At 72.7% G+C, this 21,640-nt stretch carries 18 protein-coding genes and 1 pseudogene; 10 read left to right on the top strand and 9 right to left on the bottom strand.

The annotated features are described in order from the left end of the window. Nucleotides 1-2 precede the first annotated feature (2 nt). Nucleotides 3-653 carry a papain-like cysteine protease family protein gene (locus K7B10_RS29600; RefSeq protein ID WP_229340709.1) on the bottom strand — a complete coding sequence of 217 codons (651 nt, stop codon included), beginning with the start codon at nucleotides 651-653 and terminating at the stop codon, nucleotides 3-5. A 252-nt stretch (nucleotides 654-905) separates the two neighbouring features. Between K7B10_RS29600 and K7B10_RS29595 the strand changes: the two genes are divergently transcribed. Beyond that, entirely contained in the window at nucleotides 906-1,868 is a 963-nt protein-coding gene (locus K7B10_RS29595; protein ID WP_229340707.1) for a hypothetical protein, read from the top strand. A 19-nt stretch (nucleotides 1,869-1,887) separates the two neighbouring features. On the opposite strand, the gene K7B10_RS29590 is transcribed toward K7B10_RS29595, so the two are convergent. After that, a complete protein-coding gene (locus K7B10_RS29590) occupies nucleotides 1,888-2,319 on the bottom strand; it encodes a Rieske (2Fe-2S) protein (protein WP_030858934.1) in 432 nt (143 codons plus the stop codon). Between the two features lie 132 nt (nucleotides 2,320-2,451). Between K7B10_RS29590 and K7B10_RS29585 the strand changes: the two genes are divergently transcribed. Further along, on the top strand, nucleotides 2,452-3,333 hold the full coding sequence (locus K7B10_RS29585; RefSeq protein ID WP_229340704.1) for a carbohydrate kinase family protein: 882 nt from the start codon (nucleotides 2,452-2,454) through the stop codon (nucleotides 3,331-3,333). 54 nt (nucleotides 3,334-3,387) lie between these two features. Here the strand turns inward: K7B10_RS29585 and uvrA are convergent, their stop codons facing one another. Continuing rightward, entirely contained in the window at nucleotides 3,388-6,363 is a 2,976-nt protein-coding gene (uvrA, locus tag K7B10_RS29580; protein ID WP_229340702.1) for an excinuclease ABC subunit UvrA, read from the bottom strand. A gap of 197 nt (nucleotides 6,364-6,560) precedes the next feature. Here uvrA and K7B10_RS29575 point away from each other — a divergent pair, with 197 nt between their 5' ends. From K7B10_RS29575 to K7B10_RS29565, 3 genes are all read left to right on the top strand, one after another. Next, on the top strand, nucleotides 6,561-7,259 hold the full coding sequence (locus tag K7B10_RS29575) for a maleylpyruvate isomerase family mycothiol-dependent enzyme (RefSeq protein ID WP_229340700.1): 699 nt from the start codon (nucleotides 6,561-6,563) through the stop codon (nucleotides 7,257-7,259). Nucleotides 7,260-7,268: 9 nt separating this feature from the next. Then, the gene (locus tag K7B10_RS29570) at nucleotides 7,269-7,925 is read left to right on the top strand and encodes an MBL fold metallo-hydrolase (protein WP_229340698.1); all 657 of its coding nucleotides are present in this window, start codon (nucleotides 7,269-7,271) and stop codon (nucleotides 7,923-7,925) included. Between the two features lie 226 nt (nucleotides 7,926-8,151). Next, a complete protein-coding gene (locus K7B10_RS29565) occupies nucleotides 8,152-9,462 on the top strand; it encodes an MFS transporter (RefSeq protein ID WP_229345500.1) in 1,311 nt (436 codons plus the stop codon). 19 nt (nucleotides 9,463-9,481) lie between these two features. On the opposite strand, the gene K7B10_RS29560 is transcribed toward K7B10_RS29565, so the two are convergent. The 4 genes from K7B10_RS29560 to uvrB all read right to left on the bottom strand — a co-directional run bounded on the left by K7B10_RS29560 (nucleotide 9,482) and on the right by uvrB (nucleotide 15,585). Then, the gene (locus K7B10_RS29560; protein WP_229340696.1) at nucleotides 9,482-10,465 is read right to left on the bottom strand and encodes a TerC family protein; all 984 of its coding nucleotides are present in this window, start codon (nucleotides 10,463-10,465) and stop codon (nucleotides 9,482-9,484) included. A gap of 236 nt (nucleotides 10,466-10,701) precedes the next feature. Further along, on the bottom strand, nucleotides 10,702-12,684 hold the full coding sequence (locus tag K7B10_RS29555) for a TerD family protein (RefSeq protein WP_229340694.1): 1,983 nt from the start codon (nucleotides 12,682-12,684) through the stop codon (nucleotides 10,702-10,704). A gap of 67 nt (nucleotides 12,685-12,751) precedes the next feature. Further along, the gene (locus tag K7B10_RS29550; protein WP_030858917.1) at nucleotides 12,752-13,330 is read right to left on the bottom strand and encodes a TerD family protein; all 579 of its coding nucleotides are present in this window, start codon (nucleotides 13,328-13,330) and stop codon (nucleotides 12,752-12,754) included. An 86-nt stretch (nucleotides 13,331-13,416) separates the two neighbouring features. Next, nucleotides 13,417-15,585: an excinuclease ABC subunit UvrB gene (gene uvrB, locus K7B10_RS29545; RefSeq protein ID WP_229340691.1), complete on the bottom strand. Its 2,169-nt coding sequence runs from the start codon at nucleotides 15,583-15,585 to the stop codon at nucleotides 13,417-13,419. A gap of 279 nt (nucleotides 15,586-15,864) precedes the next feature. Here uvrB and K7B10_RS29540 point away from each other — a divergent pair, with 279 nt between their 5' ends. The 3 genes from K7B10_RS29540 to K7B10_RS29530 all read left to right on the top strand — a co-directional run bounded on the left by K7B10_RS29540 (nucleotide 15,865) and on the right by K7B10_RS29530 (nucleotide 18,973). After that, entirely contained in the window at nucleotides 15,865-16,848 is a 984-nt protein-coding gene (locus K7B10_RS29540) for a glycerophosphodiester phosphodiesterase (RefSeq protein WP_229340689.1), read from the top strand. A 62-nt stretch (nucleotides 16,849-16,910) separates the two neighbouring features. Then, on the top strand, nucleotides 16,911-17,474 hold the full coding sequence (locus K7B10_RS29535; protein ID WP_229340687.1) for a methylated-DNA--[protein]-cysteine S-methyltransferase: 564 nt from the start codon (nucleotides 16,911-16,913) through the stop codon (nucleotides 17,472-17,474). A gap of 203 nt (nucleotides 17,475-17,677) precedes the next feature. Continuing rightward, the gene (locus tag K7B10_RS29530) at nucleotides 17,678-18,973 is read left to right on the top strand and encodes an MFS transporter (RefSeq protein ID WP_229340686.1); all 1,296 of its coding nucleotides are present in this window, start codon (nucleotides 17,678-17,680) and stop codon (nucleotides 18,971-18,973) included. On the opposite strand, the gene K7B10_RS29525 is transcribed toward K7B10_RS29530, so the two are convergent. Continuing rightward, entirely contained in the window at nucleotides 18,963-19,325 is a 363-nt protein-coding gene (locus tag K7B10_RS29525) for a cupin domain-containing protein (RefSeq protein WP_229340684.1), read from the bottom strand. The genes K7B10_RS29530 and K7B10_RS29525 overlap by 11 nt on opposite strands. A gap of 119 nt (nucleotides 19,326-19,444) precedes the next feature. Continuing rightward, nucleotides 19,445-19,689: pseudogene (locus K7B10_RS29520) on the bottom strand (class I SAM-dependent methyltransferase); the annotation flags it as partial. 107 nt (nucleotides 19,690-19,796) lie between these two features. On the opposite strand from K7B10_RS29520, the gene K7B10_RS29515 reads away from it, so the two are divergent. Beyond that, the gene (locus tag K7B10_RS29515; protein ID WP_229340681.1) at nucleotides 19,797-20,723 is read left to right on the top strand and encodes a pseudouridine-5'-phosphate glycosidase; all 927 of its coding nucleotides are present in this window, start codon (nucleotides 19,797-19,799) and stop codon (nucleotides 20,721-20,723) included. After that, nucleotides 20,720-21,640: carbohydrate kinase family protein (locus K7B10_RS29510; RefSeq protein WP_229340680.1), on the top strand; the 921-nt coding region annotated here is incomplete at its 3' end. The genes K7B10_RS29515 and K7B10_RS29510, both read left to right, overlap by 4 nt.

The raw sequence follows: 21,640 nt of genomic DNA, 5'->3' as shown, positions 1-21,640 counted from the left end.
GCTCACGCCCCGATCCGGTAGAGCGAGTGGGTCCAGGAGAAGGTGCTGTTGTCCACGTACCAGGCGTGCGAGGCCCAGTTGTAGCGGTCGCTGGAAGGCCACGGATCGCCCCAGTAGACCCAGCTGTTGGCGGTGTCGTAGCCGTAGACGACGTGCATGTGGCCGCCGCCGTTGGACCACTGGATCCGGGTCTCGACCGGCCGGCCGGCGTCGATCTCGCTCTGCACGGTGGGGTAGCGCAGCCAGCCGTTGACGTAAGAACCGGAGTTGATGCCGGCCCAGTTCAGGGCGGTCTGGACGTTGCCGAGCGTGGCCTGGTTGTTGGGGCAGTCGTAGCCCTGCTGACGGTTGAAGGCGGCGTTGCAGAACTGGTTCTGCGTGTAGTTCCGGCCGAACCAGGTCGCGATGGTGTTGCCGCTCGCGGCCCAGCACCAGTTGGTCTTCGCCTGCGCCTGCATGGTGATGTTCAGGCGCTTGGCGGCGAGGGCGGAATCGGCGGCGGCACCGCTCGTGGGGGCGGCGGTGGCGGAACCTGCGGCGACGGTGGCGGTGGTCGTGGCGGTGGCGGCTGTGGCGGTGGCGGTGGGCAGGGTGAAGAGGACGGCGGTGAGGACGGCGGCCAGGGAAAGCCGCCGCCGGAATCGGTTGCGCATCGCGTTCCTCCCGTGTGGGGATCTCCCCGGTGGGGCCGGGGAGGGTGGGGGTTGGAGGAGCGCGTCCGGACGCTGCTGAGGAGCATCAGGGTGTTGTCGCGATCAGGTCAACAGGCTTCAATACGCCGTGACATTGCTGTGTGAACGGCGGGACCGCAGTGTGAACGACTGCCGTCCTTTCACCTGGACCCCGGGCGCCACCGGCGAGCCCTCCCGCCCCACCGCGCGTGAATGTTCACAGGAGGTGCCGTCATGCGGTCGACCGGGGAGAGCACGCGGGCGAGCACGCAAGCGGGCGCGCAGGAGCTGGGGCAGCTGCTGCGCGCCGGCCCCTTCCACCTCGCCCTGCGTGCCGCGCTCACCGCCCGCGGCCTCCCCCTGCACCGCGTACAGCACCGGCTCGCGGCCCGTGGCATCAAGCTCGGCGTGACCAGCCTCAGCTACTGGCAGCAGGGCGCCCGCCGGCCGAGCCGCCCCGAGTCCCTGAAGGCCGTACGGGCACTGGAGCAGATCCTGGAACTGTCCGAGGGGGCCCTGCTGCGGCTGCTGGCCGCCCCGGAGGGCGCCGGGTCGCGGGCCGTCCGCCCGCAGGCCCGCTCGTACCGGGCCCTGGTCAGCGTCGGCGCGGCCGTGGAAGAGCTGCTGGCCGGGATGGAACTGCCCGCCGACGGCGGCCTGCACACCGTCGGCCACCACGAGCGGGTACGGATCGGGGCGGGCGGCGAACTGCTCGGCCGCGAGTCGCAGCACGTCGTACGGGCCCACCGCGACGGGGTCGACCGCTATCTCGCCGTCCACCACGGCGACCCCGGCTGTGACCCGGCCGGGGTCCGCGTACGGGCGGACGAGAACTGCCGGACCGGACGCGTCCGCTGGCACCCCGAGGCCGAGGTGCTGGTCGCCGAGCTGCTCTTCGACGCCCGGCTGCGCACCGGGGACACGTACGTCTTCGGCTACGGCTTCGAGGACGGGACCGGCGGCCGCTGCACCGAGTACGTGCGCGGGTTCAGCTACAGCGGCGGACAGTACGTGCTCCAGGTCCGCTTCGACGAGGCGGCGCTGCCGGTGCGCTGCCGGCGGTTCAGCCGGTCCGGGCCGGGGGCGCCGCGCGGCGCCCTGGCGGACCTGACGCCGAGCGGGCGCCACCGCGCCGTGCACCTGGTCGAGCCGGAGGTGCGGCGCGGGCTGCTGGGCATCGCCTGGGACTGGGCGTGACGCCCGTCGGCGCGCCGCGTCAGCCCGCGATGAGCTTGCCGCCCTCGGCCTTGACCGGGACGGCGGGCAGCGGGTCGGTTGCCGGACCGCGCAGCACCTTGCCGGTCGTCACGTCGAAGCGGCTGCCGTGGCAGGGGCAGTTGCCCTCGCCGTCGTCGATCTTGTCCAGAACGCAGCCGGCGTGCGTGCACTGGGCGCTGAACGCCTTGTACTGGCCCTCCGCCGGGCAGCTGACGACCAGCTTCTTCTCCCGGAACAGCTTCGACCCGCCGACCGGGACCTCGGAGACGGCGCCGAGCTCCACCGGGGCGGCCGGGACCGCCGGGGAGCCGGAGCCGCTGTTGCCCTCGGTGGAGCAGGCCGCGAGCGCGGCCCCGCCGCCGACGGCCCCGACGATCGCGGCGGCGCCCTTGAGGACGGTACGGCGGGCGGCGGGCTGCGACGCGGACATGCGGTTCTCCTGGCCTGGGGGCTGGTGCCGGTGGTTCTGGTGCCGGTGCTTCTGGTGTTTTCGGTGCCTCTGGTGGGCCCCCCGACGATACCGCTGCCCGTTCCCGCCGCCCGATGGGATACCTTCCCCCGCGTGATCGTCGTCGGTGGAGAAGCCCTGATCGACCTCGTGCCCGTGGCGCAGCCGCCGGGTGCGCTCGTGCCGCGCCCGGGCGGGGGGCCGTACAACACCGCGCTGGCGCTGGGCCGGCTCGGTGCGGAGACCGCCTTCTGCTCCCGGGTCTCGGCGGACGGCTTCGGCGAGAGCCTGCTCGACGGGCTGCGCGCGGCCGGGGTGGACCTCTCGCTGGTGCAGCGCGGGCCGGAGCCCACCACCCTCGCCGTGCCCTCGCTGGCCCCGGACGGCTCGGCGGCGTACCGCTTCTACGTGGAGGGCACGGCCGACCGGCTGTTCACCCTGCCCCGGGCGCTGCCCGCGGGTACCCGGGCCCTGGCGCTCGGCACCTGCTCCCTCGCGCTGGAGCCGGGCGCGAGCGCGTACGAGGCCCTGCTGCGCCGGGAGTCCGGGCGCGGACTCCTGACCCTGCTGGACCCCAACATCCGCCCGGCGCTGATCGGGGATCCGACGGCGTACCGGGCCCGGTTCCTGGGCTGGCTGCCGTACGTCTCCGTCCTCAAGCTGTCGGAGGAGGATGCCGGGTGGCTGGGCGGGCGGGTCTCGGACTGGCTGGCGGCCGGGCCCTCGGCGGTCGTGCTCACCCGGGGTGCGCAGGGGCTGTCGGTCCGGACCCGGGAGGGTGCGGAGTACGAGGTGCCGGCCCGCCGGGTCGCGGTGGCGGACACGATCGGGGCGGGCGACACGGTCAACGCGGCCCTGCTGCACCGCCTGTCGGCTCTGCCGGCCGGTGATCCGGTGGACTGGCCGGGGGTCCTCGCCTACGCGGCCCACGCGGCGGCGCTGACCTGTACGAGGGCGGGCGCGGAGCCGCCGTACGCGGCGGAGCTCGGCGGATAGCGGCCCGGGGGGACGGGCCCCGGCCGAGGTGGCCGGGGCCCGCTCCGCACGAGGTCAGGCCTTGCGGGACCGGGGCGTCGCCTTCTTCGCGGCGGCCTTCTTGGCCGGGGCCGCCGTCTTCTTGGCGGCCGCCCGCTTCGCAGGGGCCTTCTTCGGCGGGGCCACGAGCGAGGCCGCGTCCGAAACCCGCTCCGCCCCCAGGATGTCCCTCAGGAACTTGCCGGTGTGGCTCGCGCCCACCGACGCGACCTGCTCCGGCGTGCCCTCGGCCACCACGAGGCCGCCCCCGTAGCCACCCTCGGGGCCCATGTCGATGACCCAGTCCGCGGTCTTGACGACGTCCAGGTTGTGCTCGATGACGATCACCGAGTTCCCCTTGTCCACCAGCCCCGACAGCACCTTGATCAGCTTCGAGATGTCCTCGAAGTGCAGACCCGTCGTCGGCTCGTCCAGCACGTACACCGTCCGGCCCGTCGACCGCTTCTGCAGCTCCGACGCCAGCTTCACGCGCTGCGCCTCACCGCCCGACAGCGTGGGCGCGGACTGGCCGAGCCGGACGTACCCGAGCCCCACCTCGTTCAGGGTCTTCAGGTGGCGCGCGATCGTCGGCACCGCCTCGAAGAAGCCCAGCGCCTCCTCGATCGGCATGTTCAGGACTTCCGCGATGGACTTGCCCTTGTAGTGGACCTCCAGCGTCTCCCGGTTGTACCGGTCGCCGTGGCAGACCTCGCACGGGACGTACACGTCCGGCAGGAAGTTCATCTCGATCTTGATCGTGCCGTCGCCGGAGCAGTTCTCGCACCGGCCGCCCTTCACGTTGAAGGAGAAACGGCCCGGCAGGTAGCCGCGCACCTTCGCCTCCATCGTCTCGGCGAAGAGCTTGCGCACGTGGTCGAAGACGCCCGTGTACGTCGCCGGGTTGGACCGCGGGGTCCGGCCGATCGGCGACTGGTCGACATGCACGACCTTGTCGACGAGGTCGTCCCCGTCCACCCGCGTGTGCCGCCCCGGCACCGACCGGGCGCCGTTCAGCTCGCGCGCCAGGTGCGTGTACAGGATGTCGTTGACCAGCGTCGACTTGCCCGATCCCGATACGCCCGTGACCGCCGTGAGCACGCCCAGCGGGAAGGACACGTCGATGTCCCGCAGGTTGTTCTCCTTGGCGCCGTGCACGGTCAGCTTCCGCTCCCCGTTCACGGGGCGGCGGATGTCCGGCACCGGGATGGACCGCTTCCCGGACAGGTACTGCCCGGTCATCGACTCGGAGTTCTTCAGCAGCTCCTTCAGCGAGCCGCTGTGCACGACCTTGCCGCCGTGCTCGCCGGCGCCCGGACCGATGTCCACGACCCAGTCGGCCACCTTGATGGTGTCCTCGTCGTGCTCGACGACGATGAGCGTGTTGCCCATGTCCCGCAGCCGCACCAGCGTCTCGATCAGCCGGTGGTTGTCCCGCTGGTGCAGGCCGATGGACGGCTCGTCCAGTACGTACAGCACGCCCACGAGACCGGAGCCGATCTGCGTGGCCAGCCGGATGCGCTGGGCCTCACCGCCCGACAGGGTGCCGGCGGCCCGGTTCAGCGAGAGGTAGTCCAGGCCGACGTCGACGAGGAAGCGCAGCCGCTCGTTGACCTCCTTCAGGACCCGTTCGGCGATCTTCTTGTCGCGGGCGTCGAGCCGCATCCGCCCCAGGAAGTCCGCGCACTCGCTGATCGACATCGCGGCGACCTCGGCGATGGACTTGTCCATCACCGTCACCGCGAGCACGATCGGCTTGAGCCGGGTGCCCTCACAGGTCGGGCAGGGCACCTCGCGCATGTAGCCCTCGAAGCGCTCGCGGCTTGCGTCGCTCTCGGACTCCGCGTGCCGGCGCTTGACGAACGGCACGGCGCCCTCGAAGGCCGTCGTGTACGCCCGCTCCCGCCCGTACCGGTTGCGGTAGCGGACCTCGATCTGCGTCTTGTGCCCGTAGAGCAGGGCCTTCTTCGCCCGCTGCGGCAGCCCGGCCCACGGGATGTCCGTACGGAAGCCCAGCTCGCCGGCGAGCGCGCCGACCAGCCGCTGGAAGTAGTCCTTGGTGTGGCCCAGCGACCACGGCGAGACCGCCCCCTCGTCGAGGGATTTGTCCTCGTCGGGGACGATCAGCTCCGGGTCCACCTCCATGCGCGTGCCGATGCCGGTGCACTCGGGGCAGGCGCCGAAGGGGGAGTTGAAGGAGAAGGAACGCGGCTCCAGCTCCTCGAACGACAGGTCGTCGTACGGGCAGTAGAGGTGCTCGGAGTACATCCGCTCACGCTCGGGGTCGTCCTCGGCGAGGTCGACGAAGTCCAGGATCACCATGCCGCCGGAGAGGCCGAGGGCGGTCTCCACCGAGTCGGTGAGCCGGCGCTTGGCGCTCTCCTTGACGGTGAGGCGGTCGATGACCACCTCGATCGTGTGCTTCTCCTGCTTCTTCAGCGTGGGCGGCTCGGACAGCTGGATGGTCTCCCCGTCCACCCGCGCCCGGCTGTAGCCCTTGGTCTGGAGGTCGGAGAAGAGGTCGACGAACTCGCCCTTGCGCTCGCGCACCAGCGGCGAGAGCACCTGGAAGCGGCTGCCCTCGGGGAGGGCGAGCACCTTGTCGACGATCGCCTGCGGCGACTGGCGGGAGATGGGGCGGCGGCACTCGGGGCAGTGGGGCTTGCCGATGCGCGCGAAGAGCAGGCGGAGGTAGTCGTAGACCTCGGTGATGGTGCCGACCGTCGAGCGCGGGTTGCGCGAGGTCGACTTCTGGTCGATCGAGACGGCCGGCGAGAGCCCCTCGATGAAGTCCACGTCGGGCTTGTCCATCTGCCCCAGGAACTGGCGGGCGTACGACGAGAGCGACTCGACGTAGCGGCGCTGGCCCTCGGCGAAGATCGTGTCGAAGGCCAGGGAGGACTTACCCGAACCGGAGAGTCCGGTGAAGACGATGAGTGAGTCGCGGGGCAGGTCGAGCGAGACGTTCTTGAGGTTGTGCTCGCGAGCGCCACGAACGATGAGACGGTCGGTCACGCCGGTCCGCACCTTTCTTGAGAGAGCGGGGGCACGGGGCCCCCGACTGTCCAGCGTACGGCTGGCTGGGTGGGCGCCTCTGCGATGGAGAAGAGCTTGGACTTCGAGCGTATAGCACGCGCATTCGATTTACGGCACTCGGCAGACGGGTTCACCCGTTCGTGTGGCCGGGGGCCGGCGGCACTAGGCTCGGACCCATGACTGATCATGTGCACGACCTGCAATCTGTACGTGAAGCCACGGACCGAATGCTGACCGCTCTCGCGAAACTGGACAACGCGGCCCTGGCCGAAGAGTCACATCTGCCGGGCTGGACCCGCGGCCACGTGGTGGCCCACCTGGCACGCAACGCGGACGCCCTCGTCAACGTCTTCGCCGGCCGCCCGATGTACGAGAGCGCCGAGGCGCGCGACGGCGACATCGCGCGCGACGCCCCGCGCCCGCTGGAGGTCCAGCTCGCCGACGTACGCACCACCCACGCCGCGTTCCTGGCGCAGACGGAGCAGGACCAGGACTGGTCGCGCACGGTCGAGCTGCGCAACGGCGTCACCGACCTGGCCTCGAACGTGCCCTTCCGCCGCCTCGTCGAGGTCGAGCTGCACCACGTCGACCTGAACATCGGCTACGAGCTCTCCGACCTCCCGCGGGAGTTCACCGCCCGCGAGATCGCCTTCCTCGCCGACCGCTGGTCCGGACGCCCCGAGGTGCCCCCGGTGACCCTGCAGATCGAAGGCGACGGCGACGGATCCACCTGGCACACGGGCGGCACCGAGGGCGGCCCTGTCACCGTGCTCGGCAGCGGTGCCGAGCTCCTCGCCTGGCTGGCGGGCCGCGGCGACGGGGGCGCACACCTCACTGTCGTCGGCGGGCCCCTCCCGACCCTTCCCCCGCTCTAGGATCAGGACATGACGTACAGCGGAGCAGTCAAGGTCGGCGGTCCGGCCGACGTGCACGAACTCCCGGACCTGATGATTTCCAAGGTCGCGGTGGGCCCCATGAACAACAACGCGTACCTGCTGCGCTGCCGGGCCACCGACGAGCAGCTGCTGATCGACGCGGCCGCCGAGCCGGAGACCCTGCTGAACCTGATCGGTGACGACGGCATCGCCTCCGTCGTCACCACCCACCGGCACGGCGACCACTGGGGCGCCCTCGCGGAGGTCGTCGAGGCGACCGGCGCGCGTACCTACGCGGGCGCCCACGACGCCGAGGGCATCCCGGTGGCGACCGACGTGCCGGTCGCGGACGGGGACACGGTCACGGTCGGGCGGATCACGCTGACCGCCCGCCACCTGGTCGGCCACACCCCCGGTTCGATCGCCCTGATCTACGACGACCCGCACGGGCACGCGCACGTCTTCACCGGCGACTGCCTCTTCCCCGGCGGCGTCGGCAACACCTGGGGCGACCCGAAGGCCTTCGAGCGGCTGATCGACGACGTCCAGCACAAGCTCTTCGAGCAGCTGTCGGACGAGACCTGGGTCTACCCGGGGCACGGCAACGACACCACGCTCGGCGCCGAGCGGCCGCACCTGGCCGAGTGGCGCGAGCGCGGCTGGTAGCAGGCGGCCGGTAGCAGGCGTACGGCCCGCGGCCGGGCGGGCCCACCCGCTCGGGCGGGCCGGGTCACCCGGACCGGTCCCGGTCAACACCGCGACAGGAAGCACTCCTTCCGGTCGAAGATGACCGAACGCACGTCCTGGGGGTGTGGGGCGGGGTAGTTGCTGCACCATGCAACAAGACCCCTCCCCCTCCCTCCCTCTCCGAGCGGCGCCCCGCCCGCCCTCGATGCTGCGGCTGGCGACGGCCTCGCTCGCCGGCACCGCCATCGAGTTCTACGACTTCTTCGTCTACGGCACGGCCGCGGCCCTCGTGCTCGGCCCGCTGTTCTTCCCGTCCTTCTCCCCGCTCGCCGGGACCCTCGCCGCCTTCGGCACCTTCGGCATCGGCTTCCTCGCCCGTCCGCTGGGCTCCGTGGTCTTCGGCCACATCGGCGACCGCTACGGCCGGCGACCGGTCCTGCTCGGCTCCCTGCTGCTCACCGGCCTCGCCACGGTCGCCGTCGGCTGCGTGCCCACGTACGCGACGATCGGCATGGCGGCGCCCCTGCTGCTGCTCGTGCTGCGCTTCCTCCAGGGCCTCGGCCTCGGCGGCGAGTGGGGCGGCGCCGTCCTGCTGACCGCCGAGCACGCCCCCGAGCAGCGGCGCGGACTGTGGGCGAGCTTTCCGCAGGTCGGCCCGCCGGTGGGGTTCCTGCTGGCCAACGGCATGATCCTCACCCTCTCGGCGACGCTGACCGACGCGCAGTTCACGTCCTGGGGCTGGCGCGTGCCGTTCTGGGCGGCCGGCGTACTGGCCCTCGCCGGGCTGTGGCTGCGCCGCTCGGTGGAGGAGACCCCGCAGTTCCGCGCCCTCGCGGAGACCGGCCGGCGGTCCGACGCCCCGCTGTCGGAGGTCGTACGCGGGCACTGGCGGCTGGTCCTGCTGACCGGCGGGGCCCTGTCCGTCGGGTACGCGGTCTTCTACGCGGTCACCACCTGGTCCCTCGCGTACGCCACGGAGCACCTCAGGGTCGACCGCACGGTGATGCTGGGCTGCATCATGGCGGCGGTCGCACTGAAGGCCCTGCTGACCCCGCTGGTGGCGGTGCTCGGCGACCGCTACGGCCGGCGGCCGCTCTGCCTGATCGGCAGCGCGATGTGCCTGGTGTGGATGTTCCCGTTCGTCGCGCTGCTGCGGACGGCGGAACCGGTGCTGATGACGCTGGGCTGCCTGGGCGGGCTGCTGGGCATGGTGACGATGTTCGCCGTGGTGGGCGCGTACGTGCCGGAGCTGTACGCCCCGCGGATCCGCTGCACGGGCGCGGCCGTGGGCTACAACCTGGGCGGTGTGCTGGGCGGGGCGCTGACCCCCATCGTGGCCACGGCGCTGGCGGGGGGCTCCGGTCCGCCGTGGGGCGTGGCCGTGTACCTGAGCGGGATCGCCCTGCTCAGCCTGATCTGCTTCGCGCTGCTGCCGGAGACGAATCCGGCGCTCGTGCGGGCGCGGACGGGCGCCGAAACGGGAAAGGGGGCGGCCGAAGCGGCCGCCCCCGCGTAGCCCCGAGGGCGACAGGGCCCTACGCGTCGACGCTCTCCGGGCGGGCGGCGGCCTCGGCCGCCGCCTGCCTCTTCGAGGCGATCAGGCTGGTGATCGTAGTGATCACCAGGACGCCGCAGATCACGCCGAGGGAGACCGGGATCGAGACGACGGGGACGTGCAGCCCGCTCTCGTGCAGGGCGTGCAGCACCAGCTTGACGCCGATGAAGCCGAGGATGATCGACAGGCCGTAGCTGAGGTGGACCAGCTTCTTGAGCAGGCCGCCGATGAGGAAGTACAGCTGGCGCAGACCCATCAGGGCGAAGGCGTTGGCCGTGAAGACGATGTACGGGTCCTGGGTGAGGCCGAAGATCGCGGGGATCGAGTCCAGGGCGAACAGCACGTCGGTGGTGCCGATGGCGAGCATCACGACCATCAGCGGGGTCAGGACGCGCTTGCCGTTGCTCTCGATGAACAGCTTGGTGCCGTGGTACTTGTCGGCGACGCCGAACTTCTTCTCGACGGACTTGAGGAGACGGTTCTCCTCGAACTCGTCCTCGTCCTCGTCCTTGCGCGCCTCCTGGATCAGCTTCCAGGCGGTGTAGATCAGGAACGCGCCGAAGATGTAGAAGACCCACGAGAAGCTTGCGATGATCGCCGCGCCGGCGGCGATGAAGATCGCGCGCAGCACCAGGGCGATCAGCACGCCCACCAGCAGGACGCGCTGCTGGAGGTGGGAGGGCACCGCGAACTTCGCCATGATCAGGACGAAGACGAAGAGGTTGTCGACGCTCAGGGACTTCTCGGTGATGAAGCCGGCGAAGAACTCCTGCGAGGCCTGCGGGTTCCCGAAGAACCACAGGCCGAGGCCGAAGAGCGCGGCGAGCACGATCCAGACGATCGTCCAGGTGCCCGCTTCCTTGATCGATACGTCGTGCGGTTTGCGGCCGATGAAGAAATCGGCGCCGATGAGGATGCACAGACCGAGAATGGTCAGCACCCAGAGGGTCCACGAAACGTCCACTGCTAATTCGCCTCCGGCAGATGGCTCAGCACACACGTCAGCGTCATCGCTGCCGGAGGTCTCTTCCACCCGGGCGGCCTGGAGGCCGTGGGCCGGCGCCCCGGGACCGGCTGCGTTCACAGCCGAAGTGGTCCGTATTGACGGGAACGCCGTAGCAGGAAAGCAGGAATACTCCCCTCCGCGTGCCCAGGGTACCCGTCAGAGCGCCCAAAGGTAAAGGGAATACCAAGGAACGGTCATGGGCGGGCATCGCGGCGGTGGGCGGCGATCCGTTCCAGGGTCTGTTCCAGGACCCGGCTGCCCGGCGGCGGCAGGTCCGGCTCGAAGGTCCAGGCGTGGCCGACCCACGGATCGGCGAGGTGGTTGTCGGGCACCGGCGACAGCCGCATCAGCGAGCGCCACAGCGGATCCAGCAGCGGTCCGTACGCCGAGGCCTCGTCCCGGTCCGCCACCATCAGCAGGTGGACGCCGACCGCCGGACCCTCGTCGGCGAGGTAGCGCAGCCGGGTGACGGACCGGTCGTCGAACCCGTGCGGGAAGTCGTGCACGATCAGCAGCTGGTCGGCGAGGTCCACATCGGGCGGCAGGTCCTCGGGGGCCCCGGCCCGCACCGCCATCTGTACGAGGTCCACCCGGCGGGTCAGCGCCTCCAGGGTCCGGGTGACCCCGGCGGCCCCGGCGGCGGGCGGCCCGGCCAGCACCCCGGCCGCGACGAGCGGCGCCAGGGAGGCGGCCCCCGCCCCGGCGGCGTCGATGACGTGCACGGAGAACCGGTCGCCGGGGTGGACCGCGAGCAGCCGGACCGCGTGCGCGACGGCCATGTCCATGGCAGCCCGGCGCAGCCGGTCGGTGTCCATGGTCATCGCGGCCTCGGAGCCGGTGCGGCCGTTGTCGATCCAGAGCCCGCGCTCCAGCGGGGCCCGCACCAGCATGGGGATGCGCAGGTCGGGCCGCTCGGGCAGGTGCAGGTCACCGAGGCGCAGGGCCAGTGGGGCCTCCTCGGGAACGGCGTGGCCGTGCCAGACGGGGTTGGCCCAGCGGGCGTACGAGGCCGGCAGCGCGGGCTCGACCACTTCGGACTCGGCGACCAGCTGGGCGAGGTCCCGGTCGAGCACGGCCCTGGCCTGGGCGACGAGCTCGTCGTGGCGGGCGCGGGCCGCGTCGCGGGCGGCGTTGCCGGAGCCCCCGAGGCGGTGGCGGGGGTCGGACAGCGCCTCGTCGAGCTCGCGGTCCATCCGGGACTCGGCGAAGTCGCAGGCACTGCGGTAGGCGGCCACGGAGCGGGCCAGGTCCTCGAACATGCCCCAGACCTGGTTGTAGAGCCGCTCGTCCAGGGACCAGCCGCTCGCGTCGCCCGCGACCGGCGCGGGCGGGCGGTCCGCCTCCGGGGAGGGGACGGCGCGCGGGCCGGGCTCGGGGGGCTCCGATGTCGTGCGGCGGCGCCGCGGGTGGGCGTAGTCGATGGTGGGCGGCCCGCCGATGGTGTCGGCGGACGCGGGACCGGGCGCGGCTCCGGGGGTGCCCGGGTACGGGACGTCGGCGCCGGGGAGCGGCTCCGGGGGTGGCGGGGGCGGCGCCGGGGCCGTCCCGGCGGCGGCGTCCTGCGGGGCCCGCACGCCGTGCGCGATGGTGGGCGGGGCCGCCGTCGGCAGGGAGGCCAGGGTGATGTCGCCGGACGGCACCAGTCCGGTGGCCACGTCGGCCAGGGCGGTGGCGGCCGGGCCGCCCAGCCCGGCGTCCGCCAGGAGCGCGCCGAGCCCGCCGGCGTACCCCTGGCCCACGGCGCGGACCTTCCAGGCGCCCTGGCGCCGGTAGAGCTCCAGGGCCACGACGGCGGTCTCGGCGTCCAGCCCGGTCAGCGTGTACCCGGCGAGCTCGGCGCCCTCCGGGTCGGCCACGGCCACGTACGACGCGGGGACCGCACCGAAGCGCACCGGCCCGCCGGGCGGCAGGACGAGGACCACCCCGAGCCGGTGCACGGCGGGGGCGACGGCGTCGAGGTCGACGGCGAAGCGGTGCTCGCCCGCCACCGTCCCCGGCACCTCCAGTCCGGGCAGACCGCGGGCGCCGGGGTGGGCCACCGACTCGGGGCCGGCCAGCCGGCCGGCGTCGTCGCAGGCCGAGGCCAGGGCCAGCACGGGCGTGCCCGCCGAGACCCTGATCTCCACCCGCGTCTGGGACAGGGGGTGGTTCTGCCCCCGGACCAGTTCGGCCGTCATCCTGCAGCCCTCCCCCGTGCCTTGCTCTTCTGCTCTGTTCTGTTCTGTGCCGCTGTTCCGGCGCCGCTTACAGGTGCGGCAGGATCGACGGCATCAGGTCCTGGAAGGTCCGGCCGTTGGCCGGGTTGCCGAGGGCCGTCATCTGCCAGCCGCCGCCGACGCGCGACACCTTCGCCATGATCTGCGCCGTGTACTGGCCGCCGCCGTCCAGCGTGTAGCGCGCCAGCTCCTGGCCGTTGGTCTCGTCGACGATGCGGCAGAAGGCGTTCTGCACCTCCTGGAACGTCTGGCCGGTGAACGAGTTCACCGTGAAGACGATCTGGTCGATGTGCACCGGCACGCGCTGGAGGTCGACGAGGATCGACTCGTCGTCCCCGCCCTGGCCGGCGCCGCCGACGAGGTTGTCACCGGTGTGCCGGACCGAGCCGTCGTCGCTCTGCAGGTGGCGGAAGAACACCACGTCCACCGGCTGCTTGTCGGCGAAGAGCACCGCCGACGCGTCCAGGTCGATCTCGCGGGTCCGCGAGCCGAACAGGCCGCGGCGCTTGGCGGCCTGCCAGCCGAGGCCCATCCGGACCGCGGTCAGCGTGCCCCCGTCCTGCTTCTGCAGACTGATGGCCTGACCCTTGGTCATGTTGACCGTCACGCGCTGTCCCCTCTCCCTAGCCCGCCCCCGATGTGGGTGCGCATGTGTACCTGCGGCTGCCGCCAACCCTACTGACCGGCTCCGGGTCAGGCGAGGCCCGCTTCCCTCATCTGTCGCAGCTCCTTCTTCAGCTCGCCCACCTCGTCGCGGATCCGGGCCGCGACCTCGAACTGGAGCTCGGCCGCCGCTCCGCGCATCCGCTCGGTCATCTGCTCGATGAGCGCGGCCAGTTCCTCGGCCGGACGGTCCGTCAGCACGGCGGCGTCCCTGGCCGCCTTCGCGGCCTTGGCGCCCTTGACCGCCTTGCCGGCCACGGTGACCTGGCCCGCCTTGACCACGCCGAGCGCGGGCACGGGAGCCTTGGCGCCCTTGCCGTCCTTGCCCTGGCGGTATCCGGTGCCGAGCAGCTGTTCGGTGTCCAGCTCCTCGCGGGCGATGGTGGCGACGATGTCGTTGATCTTCTTGCGCAGCGGCTGCGGGTCGATCCCGTTCGCGGTGTTGTACGCGATCTGCTTCTCCCGGCGCCGGTTGGTCTCCTCGATGGCCTTCTCCATCGCCGGGGTCATCTTGTCCGCGTACATGTGGACCTGGCCGGAGACGTTGCGCGCCGCGCGGCCGATGGTCTGGATCAGGGACGTACCGGAGCGCAGGAAACCCTCCTTGTCCGCGTCGAGGATCGCCACCAGCGAGACCTCGGGCAGGTCGAGGCCCTCGCGCAGCAGGTTGATGCCGACCAGGACGTCGTACTCGCCGGCGCGCAGCTCGCGCAGCAGCTCGATGCGGCGCAGCGTGTCGACGTCGCTGTGCAGGTAGCGCACCTGGATGCCGAGCTCCAGGAAATAGTCCGTGAGGTCCTCGGCCATCTTCTTGGTGAGGGTGGTGACCAGGACGCGCTCGTCCTTCTCCACCCGCTGCCGGATCTCGTGGACCAGGTCGTCGATCTGTCCCTCGGTGGGCTTGACCACGACCTCGGGGTCGATGAGCCCGGTGGGGCGGATGATCTGCTCGACGAAGCCGTCGCCGCGGGAGAGCTCGTACTTGCCCGGGGTCGCCGACAGGTAGACCGTCTGGCCGATGCGCTCCTGGAACTCCTCCCACTTCAGCGGCCGGTTGTCGAGGGCGGAGGGCAGCCGGAAGCCGTGGTCGACGAGGGTCCGCTTGCGGGAGGCGTCGCCCTCGTACATGGCGCCGATCTGCGGCACGGTGACGTGCGACTCGTCGATGACGAGGAGGAAGTCCTCGGGGAAGTAGTCGATGAGGGTGTTGGGCGCGGAGCCGCGCACGCGGTCGTCCATGTGCAGCGAGTAGTTCTCGATGCCGGAGCAGGACCCGATCTGGCGCATCATCTCCAGGTCGTAGGTGGTGCGCATGCGCAGTCGCTGGGCCTCCAGCATCTTGCCCTGCTTCTCCAGCTCGGCGAGGCGCTCGGCCAGCTCCGCCTCGATGCCGCGGACCGCCTTCTCCATGCGCTCGGGGCCGGCGACGTAGTGGCTGGCGGGGAAGACGTACAGCTCGCGGTCCTCGCTAATGACCTCGCCCGTCAGCGGGTGCAGGGTGGAGAGGGCCTCGATCTCGTCGCCGAACATCTCGATGCGGACGGCCAGTTCCTCGTAGACCGGGAAGATCTCGATGGTGTCGCCGCGCACGCGGAAGGTGCCGCGGGTGAAGGCCACGTCGTTGCGCGTGTACTGGATGTCGACGAAGCGGCGCAGCAGCTGGTCCCGGTCGATTTCCTCGCCGACCTTGAGGGGGACCATCCGGTCGACGTACTCCTGCGGGGTGCCGAGGCCGTAGATGCAGGACACGGAGGCGACGACGATCACATCGCGCCGGGTGAGGAGCGAGTTCGTCGCGGAGTGGCGCAGCCGCTCCACCTCCTCGTTGATCGAGGAGTCCTTCTCGATATAGGTGTCCGACTGCGGTACGTACGCCTCGGGCTGGTAGTAGTCGTAGTACGAGACGAAGTACTCGACGGCGTTGTTCGGCAGGAGCTCGCGGAACTCGTTCGCCAGCTGGGCGGCGAGCGTCTTGTTCGGCGCCATCACGAGGGTCGGCCGCTGGAGCTTCTCGATCATCCAGGCCGTGGTGGCCGACTTGCCGGTGCCGGTCGCGCCCAGCAGGACGACGTCCTTCTCACCTGCACGGATGCGCTTCTCCAGCTCGGCGATGGCCGCCGGCTGGTCGCCGCTGGGCTGGTAGGGGCTGACGACCTCGAAAGGCGCCACCGTGCGTTCGATCTTCGATACGGGCCGCATGAGTCCACCGTACGACCCCCCACTGACACTCACGCAGCCGCGCAGGTCCGGGGCGCCGCGGCGGAGCGGCCCGGCGCGTCGGCACGAGCGGCCGGGCGCGTCCGGCGGGCGGGACGGAAGTCCTCCTTTCTGGTCCGTTTGTCGTAGTTCGGTGGCGGCCCGGTGATCTTCAACCGCATGATCGCCGTAGAGGTCCCCCGTGTAGTGCAACGCCGCAACGTCTGCCAGTCCGCACGCGTCTGACGCAGGAACAGGGCTCCCGAAACGAGGAGAACGCACATGTACGTCCGACCCGCCGCCGCGGCCGCCGCCGCATTCCTGGGCTTCACCCTGACCCTGCTGGGCGGGACGGCCGCATCCGCCGCCTCCGGCCCCACCGTCCCCTCCTCCCGACCCGGCTCCACCGGCTCCACCGGCCCCGCGGGCCCCGCGGGTCCCGCTGGTCCCGCTGGTCCCGCGGGCGCCCCGGGGCTGCTGGGCCCCGTCGTATACGCCCACCGGGGGGCTTCGGCGTACGCCCCCGAGAACACGCTCGCCGCGATCGACCTGGCGATGCGGCTGGGCTTCGACTGGGTCGAGAACGACGTCCAGCGCACCAAGGACGGCGAGCTCGTCGTGATCCACGACGACACCCTGGCCCGCACCACCGACGCCGAGCAGGCGTTCCCCGACCGGGCGCCCTGGCGGGTCAAGGACTTCACGGCGGCGGAGATCGCCACGCTGGACGCGGGCAGCTGGTTCGGCGAGGAGTTCGCGGGCGAGCGCGTCCCGACCCTGCGGGAGTACCTCGACCGGGTGGAGCGCAACCGGCAGCGGCTGCTGCTGGAGGTCAAGAAGCCCGAGCTCTACCCCGGCATCGAGAAGCAGACCCTCCAGGTGCTGGGCGAGGCCGGCTGGCTCGACGCGGACCACGCGCAGCGCCGCCTGGTCGTCCAGAGCTTCAGCGCCGACTCCGTACGCCTCGTGCACGGCCTGCGCCCGGACCTCGTGACGGCCTTCCTGGGCACCCCGACCCTCGCCGAGCTGCCGAAGTACGCCCAGTTCACGGACCGGATCAACCCGTGGCACACCACCATCTCGGCCGACTGGGTGGCGGCGGTGCACGACCTGAGGGGCGCCCACGGCAAGGCGATGGAGGTGGACACCTGGATCGTCGACGACGCGGCGACGGCCCGCAAGGTGCAGGGGATGGGTGTGGACGGGATCATCACCAACGCCCCGGACGTCGTGTACCGGGCGGTGCTCGGGGCCTTCGCGTTCTAGGGGTGTCCGTCTTCCGGGGGAGGCTCCCCCGGGCTGTCGGACCCTGCCCGTACGGTGGAGGGGTGGACAGCACCGAGCGGCCCCGCGGGCCGCACCTCGAATGGACCGTCGTCCCCAGCGACATCGGCCCCCTGCTCCTGGCCGCGACCCCGGAGGGTCTGGTCCGGGTCGAGTTCCACGCCGGGCCGGACCGGGTCGACACGATGATCGGCTCCCTCGTCTCCCGGCTCGGCGCCGACGCCTGGCGTCCGGCACGGGGGCAGGAGGTGCTGCTGGCCGAGCCGATACGCCAGCTGAAGGCGTACTTCGGGGGCGCGCTCAAGCGCTTCGAGCTGCCGCTGGACTGGCGGCTCAGCTCCGGCTTCAACCGGCAGGTGCTCCAGGAGCTGGACCGCTCCGTGCCGTACGGGGCGGTCGTCGGGTACGGGGAGCTCGCGGCCCGCGTCGGCCAGCCGGGCGCGGCCCAGGCCGTCGGCAACGCGATGGGGTCGAACCCGCTGCCGCTGGTGGTGGCCTGCCACCGGGTCGTGGAGAACGACGGCGGGATCGGCGGCTTCGGCGGCGGGGTGGAGACCAAGCGCAGCCTGCTGGCCCTGGAGGGCGTCCTGCCGCAGCCGCTGTTCTGAGGGGAGCGGCGGGGCTCCGGCCGGGGCGCGCGGGGGTGCACACGCACGGCGTGTCCGGCGGATCAGGGTCGGACGGGCCCTGGGGGCGCATCCCCCGTTCCGTCCGGCCGTAAGGGGTGGGAAACTGCCGCGGTGACTACTGCCACCGCATCCGGCCGCACCGCGCCCGTACACCGCCCCGTGCCGCGCCGGGGGTGGACGGCATGACCGCGATACCCGGCACCGACCGGCCCGCCCCGCCCGTGAGCACGGCGGACCTGCCCCGGCTCCAGCGCCGCGTCTCGGGGGTGCTGATCGCGAGCCAGATGCTGGGCGGCGTCGGCGTGCCGATCAGCATCGCCCTGGCCCCGGTCCTCGCGACGGAGGTCAGCGGCACCGAAGCGCTGTCCGGCTTCGCCTCCACCGCCGCCGTGATCGGCACCGCGGCGGTCTCGCTCCCGCTCGCCGCCCTCATGACCGCGCGCGGCCGTCGGCCGGGGCTGGTCCTCGGGTACGGGATCGGCGCCGTCGGCGCGGGCCTGGTGGTCCTCGCCGCCGCGATCGGGAACTTCCCGCTCCTGATGCTCGGCATGGCCGCCTTCGGCGCCGCCTCCTCGGCCAACCTCCAGGCCCGGTTCGCGGCCGCCGACCTCGCGGCCCCGGACCGCCGGGCCCGCGCCGTCTCCCTCGTCGTCTGGGCCTCGACCCTGGGCGCGGTGCTCGGCCCGAACCTCTCCGCCCCGGCCGGCCGCAGCTTCGCCGGCACCTCCATACCCGAGACGGCAGGCCCCTTCGTGTGGGCCGGCGCCGTCTTCGTCCTCACCGGCACCATGATCGGCCTGTTCCTGCGGCCGGACCCGCTGCTGACCGCCCGGGCGCTGGCCTCGCCCGCCGAGCAGGCCGCGGGCGGCCGTTCGCTGCGCGCGGGGTTCGCGGCGGTCAAGGCCTCCCCGCGGGCGCGGCTGGCCCTGGTCACCGTCGCGGTGTCCCACACCGCCATGGTCTCGATCATGGTGATGACCCCGGTGGACCTGGGCCACCACGGCGCCACGCTGGAGCTCGTCGGCCTGGTGATCAGCGGTCACATCGCGGGCATGTTCGCCTTCTCGCCGGTCATGGGCTGGCTCGCGGACCGGGTCGGCCGTCTGGCGGTGATCGGCCTGGCGGCCGGCCTGCTGTCGGTGGCCGCCCTGCTCGCCGGAACCGCCGGACCGAGCCACGCACAGAGCGCGATCGGCCTGTTCCTGCTGGGCCTCGGCTGGTCCGCCGGCATGGTCTCCGGCTCGGCCCTGCTCACCGACTCGGTGCCGCAGGCCGCGCGGGCCGCCGTACAGGGCCTGAGCGACCTCACGATGAACACGTGCGCGGGTGTGGGCGGCGCGGCCGCCGGCCTGGTCATGTCACACGCGGGCTACGGCTGGCTGAACGCGATCGGCGCGGCCCTGCTGCTGCCGATGGCGGCGCTGGCCCTGTTCACCGCGCGCCGTCACCCCGCCGCCGCCCCGGCCGCTAGTAGCTGATGTGGTAGGCCTTGCGCAGCGTCTCGTGGACGGTCCAGGTGGTCCTGTCGCCCTCCCGGAGCACGCAGGCGGAGCCGGGGCCCACCTCCAGGGTCCCGCCGCCCTCGACCTCGATGGTGGCGCGGCCGCTGACCACCACGAACAGCTCGTTCGCCTCGGTGTCGGTGACCACCCCCGGGGTGATCTGCCAGATGCCGCGCACCTGGGTGCCGTCGGGTGACTCCCACAGCACCTTGCCCGTCACGACGGGCTCGCCGGAGAGGATCTGGCCGGGATCGAGGTCCTCGACCTCCAGTTCGACGTCCGGTACGGATACGGCGAACGAGGCGGGACCGTGCTCACTGGTGCTCATGCCGAGTCACCCTAATCCGCCCGTCCGGCACTCCGCGGTGACCACAACGTCCATGCTCCGCCCGCCGCACAGGTCAACCTGTCCAGCCGGGCCCGGCCCTCGGGGTGTCCTGTGGATCGGCCCGGTCGCAGCACCCGCGGGGTTTCGGCCGGGGCGGCGCGGACCGCGCCGGCCGTGAGGAGGTGCGGCAGGCCGTTGTCCGCGCAGATGACCGCGTCGAACGAGCCGTTCCGGAAGGGCGGGGCCCGCATGTCAGCAGCTGCGGTGGACGGGGTGAGACCGCGCGCGGCCGCCGCGCGGCGGGCCCGGGCGGCCGAGGGAGGGCTCAGGTCGGCCCGGTGACCCGGTGGCCGGAAGCCGCAAGTCGTCGGGGGTGCCCGGGGAGTTCACGGGGGCGCGCTGCTCGGACAGGTTCGGCAGCGGTGGGCGGGAGCGCGTTTGGGGGCGGGGATCCCGTGCCATGGATGGGACATGCACACATCACCCGAGGTCCCCGTCCTGTCCGAAGAGGTCCGCGAGGCGCTGGAGCGGCGCCGTCCGGTCGTGGCCCTGGAGTCGACGATCATCGCGCACGGGCTGCCCCGTCCCCGCAATCTCGCCGTGGGCGCGGAGCTCGAGGCGCTGGTGCGTGCCGAAGGCGCGGTTCCGGCCACGATCGCCGTCGTCGACGGGGTGGCGCACGCCGGCCTCGACAAGGCGCAGCTGGAGCGGATCGCGGGCGGTGAAGGCGTGCGCAAGCTCGGGCACCGGGATCTGGCGCCCGCGCTCGCGACGGGCGCGACCGGAGCGACGACGGTGTCGGCGACGGCCTTCCTGGCCGCGCGGGCGGGGCTGCGCGTGTTCGCCACGGGCGGGCTGGGCGGCGTACACCGGGAGTACGCGCAGACGCAGGACGAGTCGGCGGACCTGGCCCTGCTGGCGCGGACGCGGATCACGGTGGTGTGCGCGGGGGTGAAGTCGATCCTGGACGTGCCGGCCACGCTGCAGCGGCTGGAGACGCTCGGGGTGGGGGTGGTCGGGTACGGGACGGAACGTTTCCCCGGCTTCTACCTGGCCAGTTCCGGCGAGCCGGTGGACTGGACCGTCCACCGTCCGGAGGAGGTGGCCGCGGTGATGGCCGCTCAGGACGCGCTCGGCGGGCCGGGATCGGCGCTGCTCGTGGCCAATCCGGTCGCGGAGGCGGAGCAGTTGGATCCGGAACTGCACGACCGGGTCCTGGCCGAGGCCCTGGAGGAGTGCCGCGCGCGCGGGATCACGGGGCAGGCGGTGACCCCGTTCCTGCTGGGGTTCCTGGTACGGGCGACGGGCGGGGCCTCTCTGGAGGCCAACCTGGCGGCGGTACGGGGCAACGTGACGCTCGGGGCCAGGATCGCGGGGGCCTGGGCGGCGCGTCCGTGACGGCGCCCGCGGCGGAGTCCGGGGCCGGGTCCGGGGCGGAGCCCGGGGGCGCGCCGGGGGCGCTGCTGGTCGTCGGGGACGTGGTGACGGACGTCGTGGCGGTGCATCCGGAGCCGCTGGCCCCGGCCACCGACACGGCCGCGCGGATCCGGACCCTGCCGGGCGGCGCCGGGGCCAACGCGGCCTGCTGGGCGGCCTACGCGGGGGTGTCGGAGGTACGCCTCCTCGCGCGGGTGGGCACCGAATCGGCCCGGTGGCACGAGCAGTCGCTGCGGGACTCGGGGGTGCGGCCGCGGCTGGTGATCGATCCGGCCGAGCCCACCGGGACGGTGGTCGCCCTGGTCGGCAAGGACGCGGAGCGCACCTTCCTGACCGACAGCGGCGCCGCGCTGCGGCTGAGCCCGGCGGACTGGGCTCCGTCCCTGCTGGACGGGGCCGCCCATCTGCACCTGTCCGGCTACCTCTTCTTCGCCGACAGCAGCCGCGAGCTGGCCCTGGTCGCGCTGCGGGCGGCCCGGGCCCGGGGGGTGCCGGTGAGCGTGGACCCGGCCTCGGCCGGGTTCCTGGCCGGGCTGGGTCCCGAGCGCTTCCTCGACGCCGTGGCGGGCATCGGCGTACTGCTGCCCAACGAGGACGAGGCGCGGCTGCTGGCCGGGCTGCCGGAGCCGGCCGGGGCGGCCGGGGCGGCCCGGGCGGCGGCGGAGCTGAGCCGGCGGGTACCGCTCGTGGTCGTCACCCGTGGTGTGGCCGGGGCGCTGGTGGCGGAGGGGGGCCGGGTGACCGCCGAGGTGTCGGCGGAGTCGGCCGAGGCGGTGGACTCGACGGGTGCCGGGGACGCGTTCACCGGTGGGTTCCTGGCCGCGCGGCTCGCGGGCGCGGCCCCGGCGGAGGCGGCCCGGGCCGGGTGTCGCGCGGCC

It is taken from the genome of Streptomyces flavotricini (assembly GCF_020639365.1).
Taxonomy (GTDB): Bacteria; Actinomycetota; Actinomycetes; order Streptomycetales; family Streptomycetaceae; genus Streptomyces; species Streptomyces flavotricini.
The sequence above is the reverse complement of the archived record's forward strand: the minus strand, read 5'-3'. Positions and strand labels throughout refer to the sequence as shown.

Excerpts from the sequence above, each read along its gene's own strand:
- K7B10_RS29600 (WP_229340709.1), bottom strand. The coding sequence starts at position 653 with ATGCGCAACCGATTCCGGCGGCGGCTTTCCCTGGCCGCCGTCCTCACC.
- K7B10_RS29595 (WP_229340707.1), top strand. The coding sequence starts at position 906 with ATGCGGTCGACCGGGGAGAGCACGCGGGCGAGCACGCAAGCGGGCGCG.
- K7B10_RS29590 (WP_030858934.1), bottom strand. The coding sequence starts at position 2,319 with ATGTCCGCGTCGCAGCCCGCCGCCCGCCGTACCGTCCTCAAGGGCGCC.
- K7B10_RS29575 (WP_229340700.1), top strand. The coding sequence starts at position 6,561 with ATGACTGATCATGTGCACGACCTGCAATCTGTACGTGAAGCCACGGAC.
- K7B10_RS29570 (WP_229340698.1), top strand. The coding sequence starts at position 7,269 with ATGACGTACAGCGGAGCAGTCAAGGTCGGCGGTCCGGCCGACGTGCAC.
- K7B10_RS29565 (WP_229345500.1), top strand. The coding sequence starts at position 8,152 with ATGCTGCGGCTGGCGACGGCCTCGCTCGCCGGCACCGCCATCGAGTTC.
- K7B10_RS29555 (WP_229340694.1), bottom strand. The coding sequence starts at position 12,684 with ATGACGGCCGAACTGGTCCGGGGGCAGAACCACCCCCTGTCCCAGACG.
- uvrB (WP_229340691.1), bottom strand. The coding sequence starts at position 15,585 with ATGCGGCCCGTATCGAAGATCGAACGCACGGTGGCGCCTTTCGAGGTC.
- K7B10_RS29540 (WP_229340689.1), top strand. The coding sequence starts at position 15,865 with ATGTACGTCCGACCCGCCGCCGCGGCCGCCGCCGCATTCCTGGGCTTC.
- K7B10_RS29530 (WP_229340686.1), top strand. The coding sequence starts at position 17,678 with ATGACCGCGATACCCGGCACCGACCGGCCCGCCCCGCCCGTGAGCACG.
- K7B10_RS29525 (WP_229340684.1), bottom strand. The coding sequence starts at position 19,325 with ATGAGCACCAGTGAGCACGGTCCCGCCTCGTTCGCCGTATCCGTACCG.
- K7B10_RS29515 (WP_229340681.1), top strand. The coding sequence starts at position 19,797 with ATGCACACATCACCCGAGGTCCCCGTCCTGTCCGAAGAGGTCCGCGAG.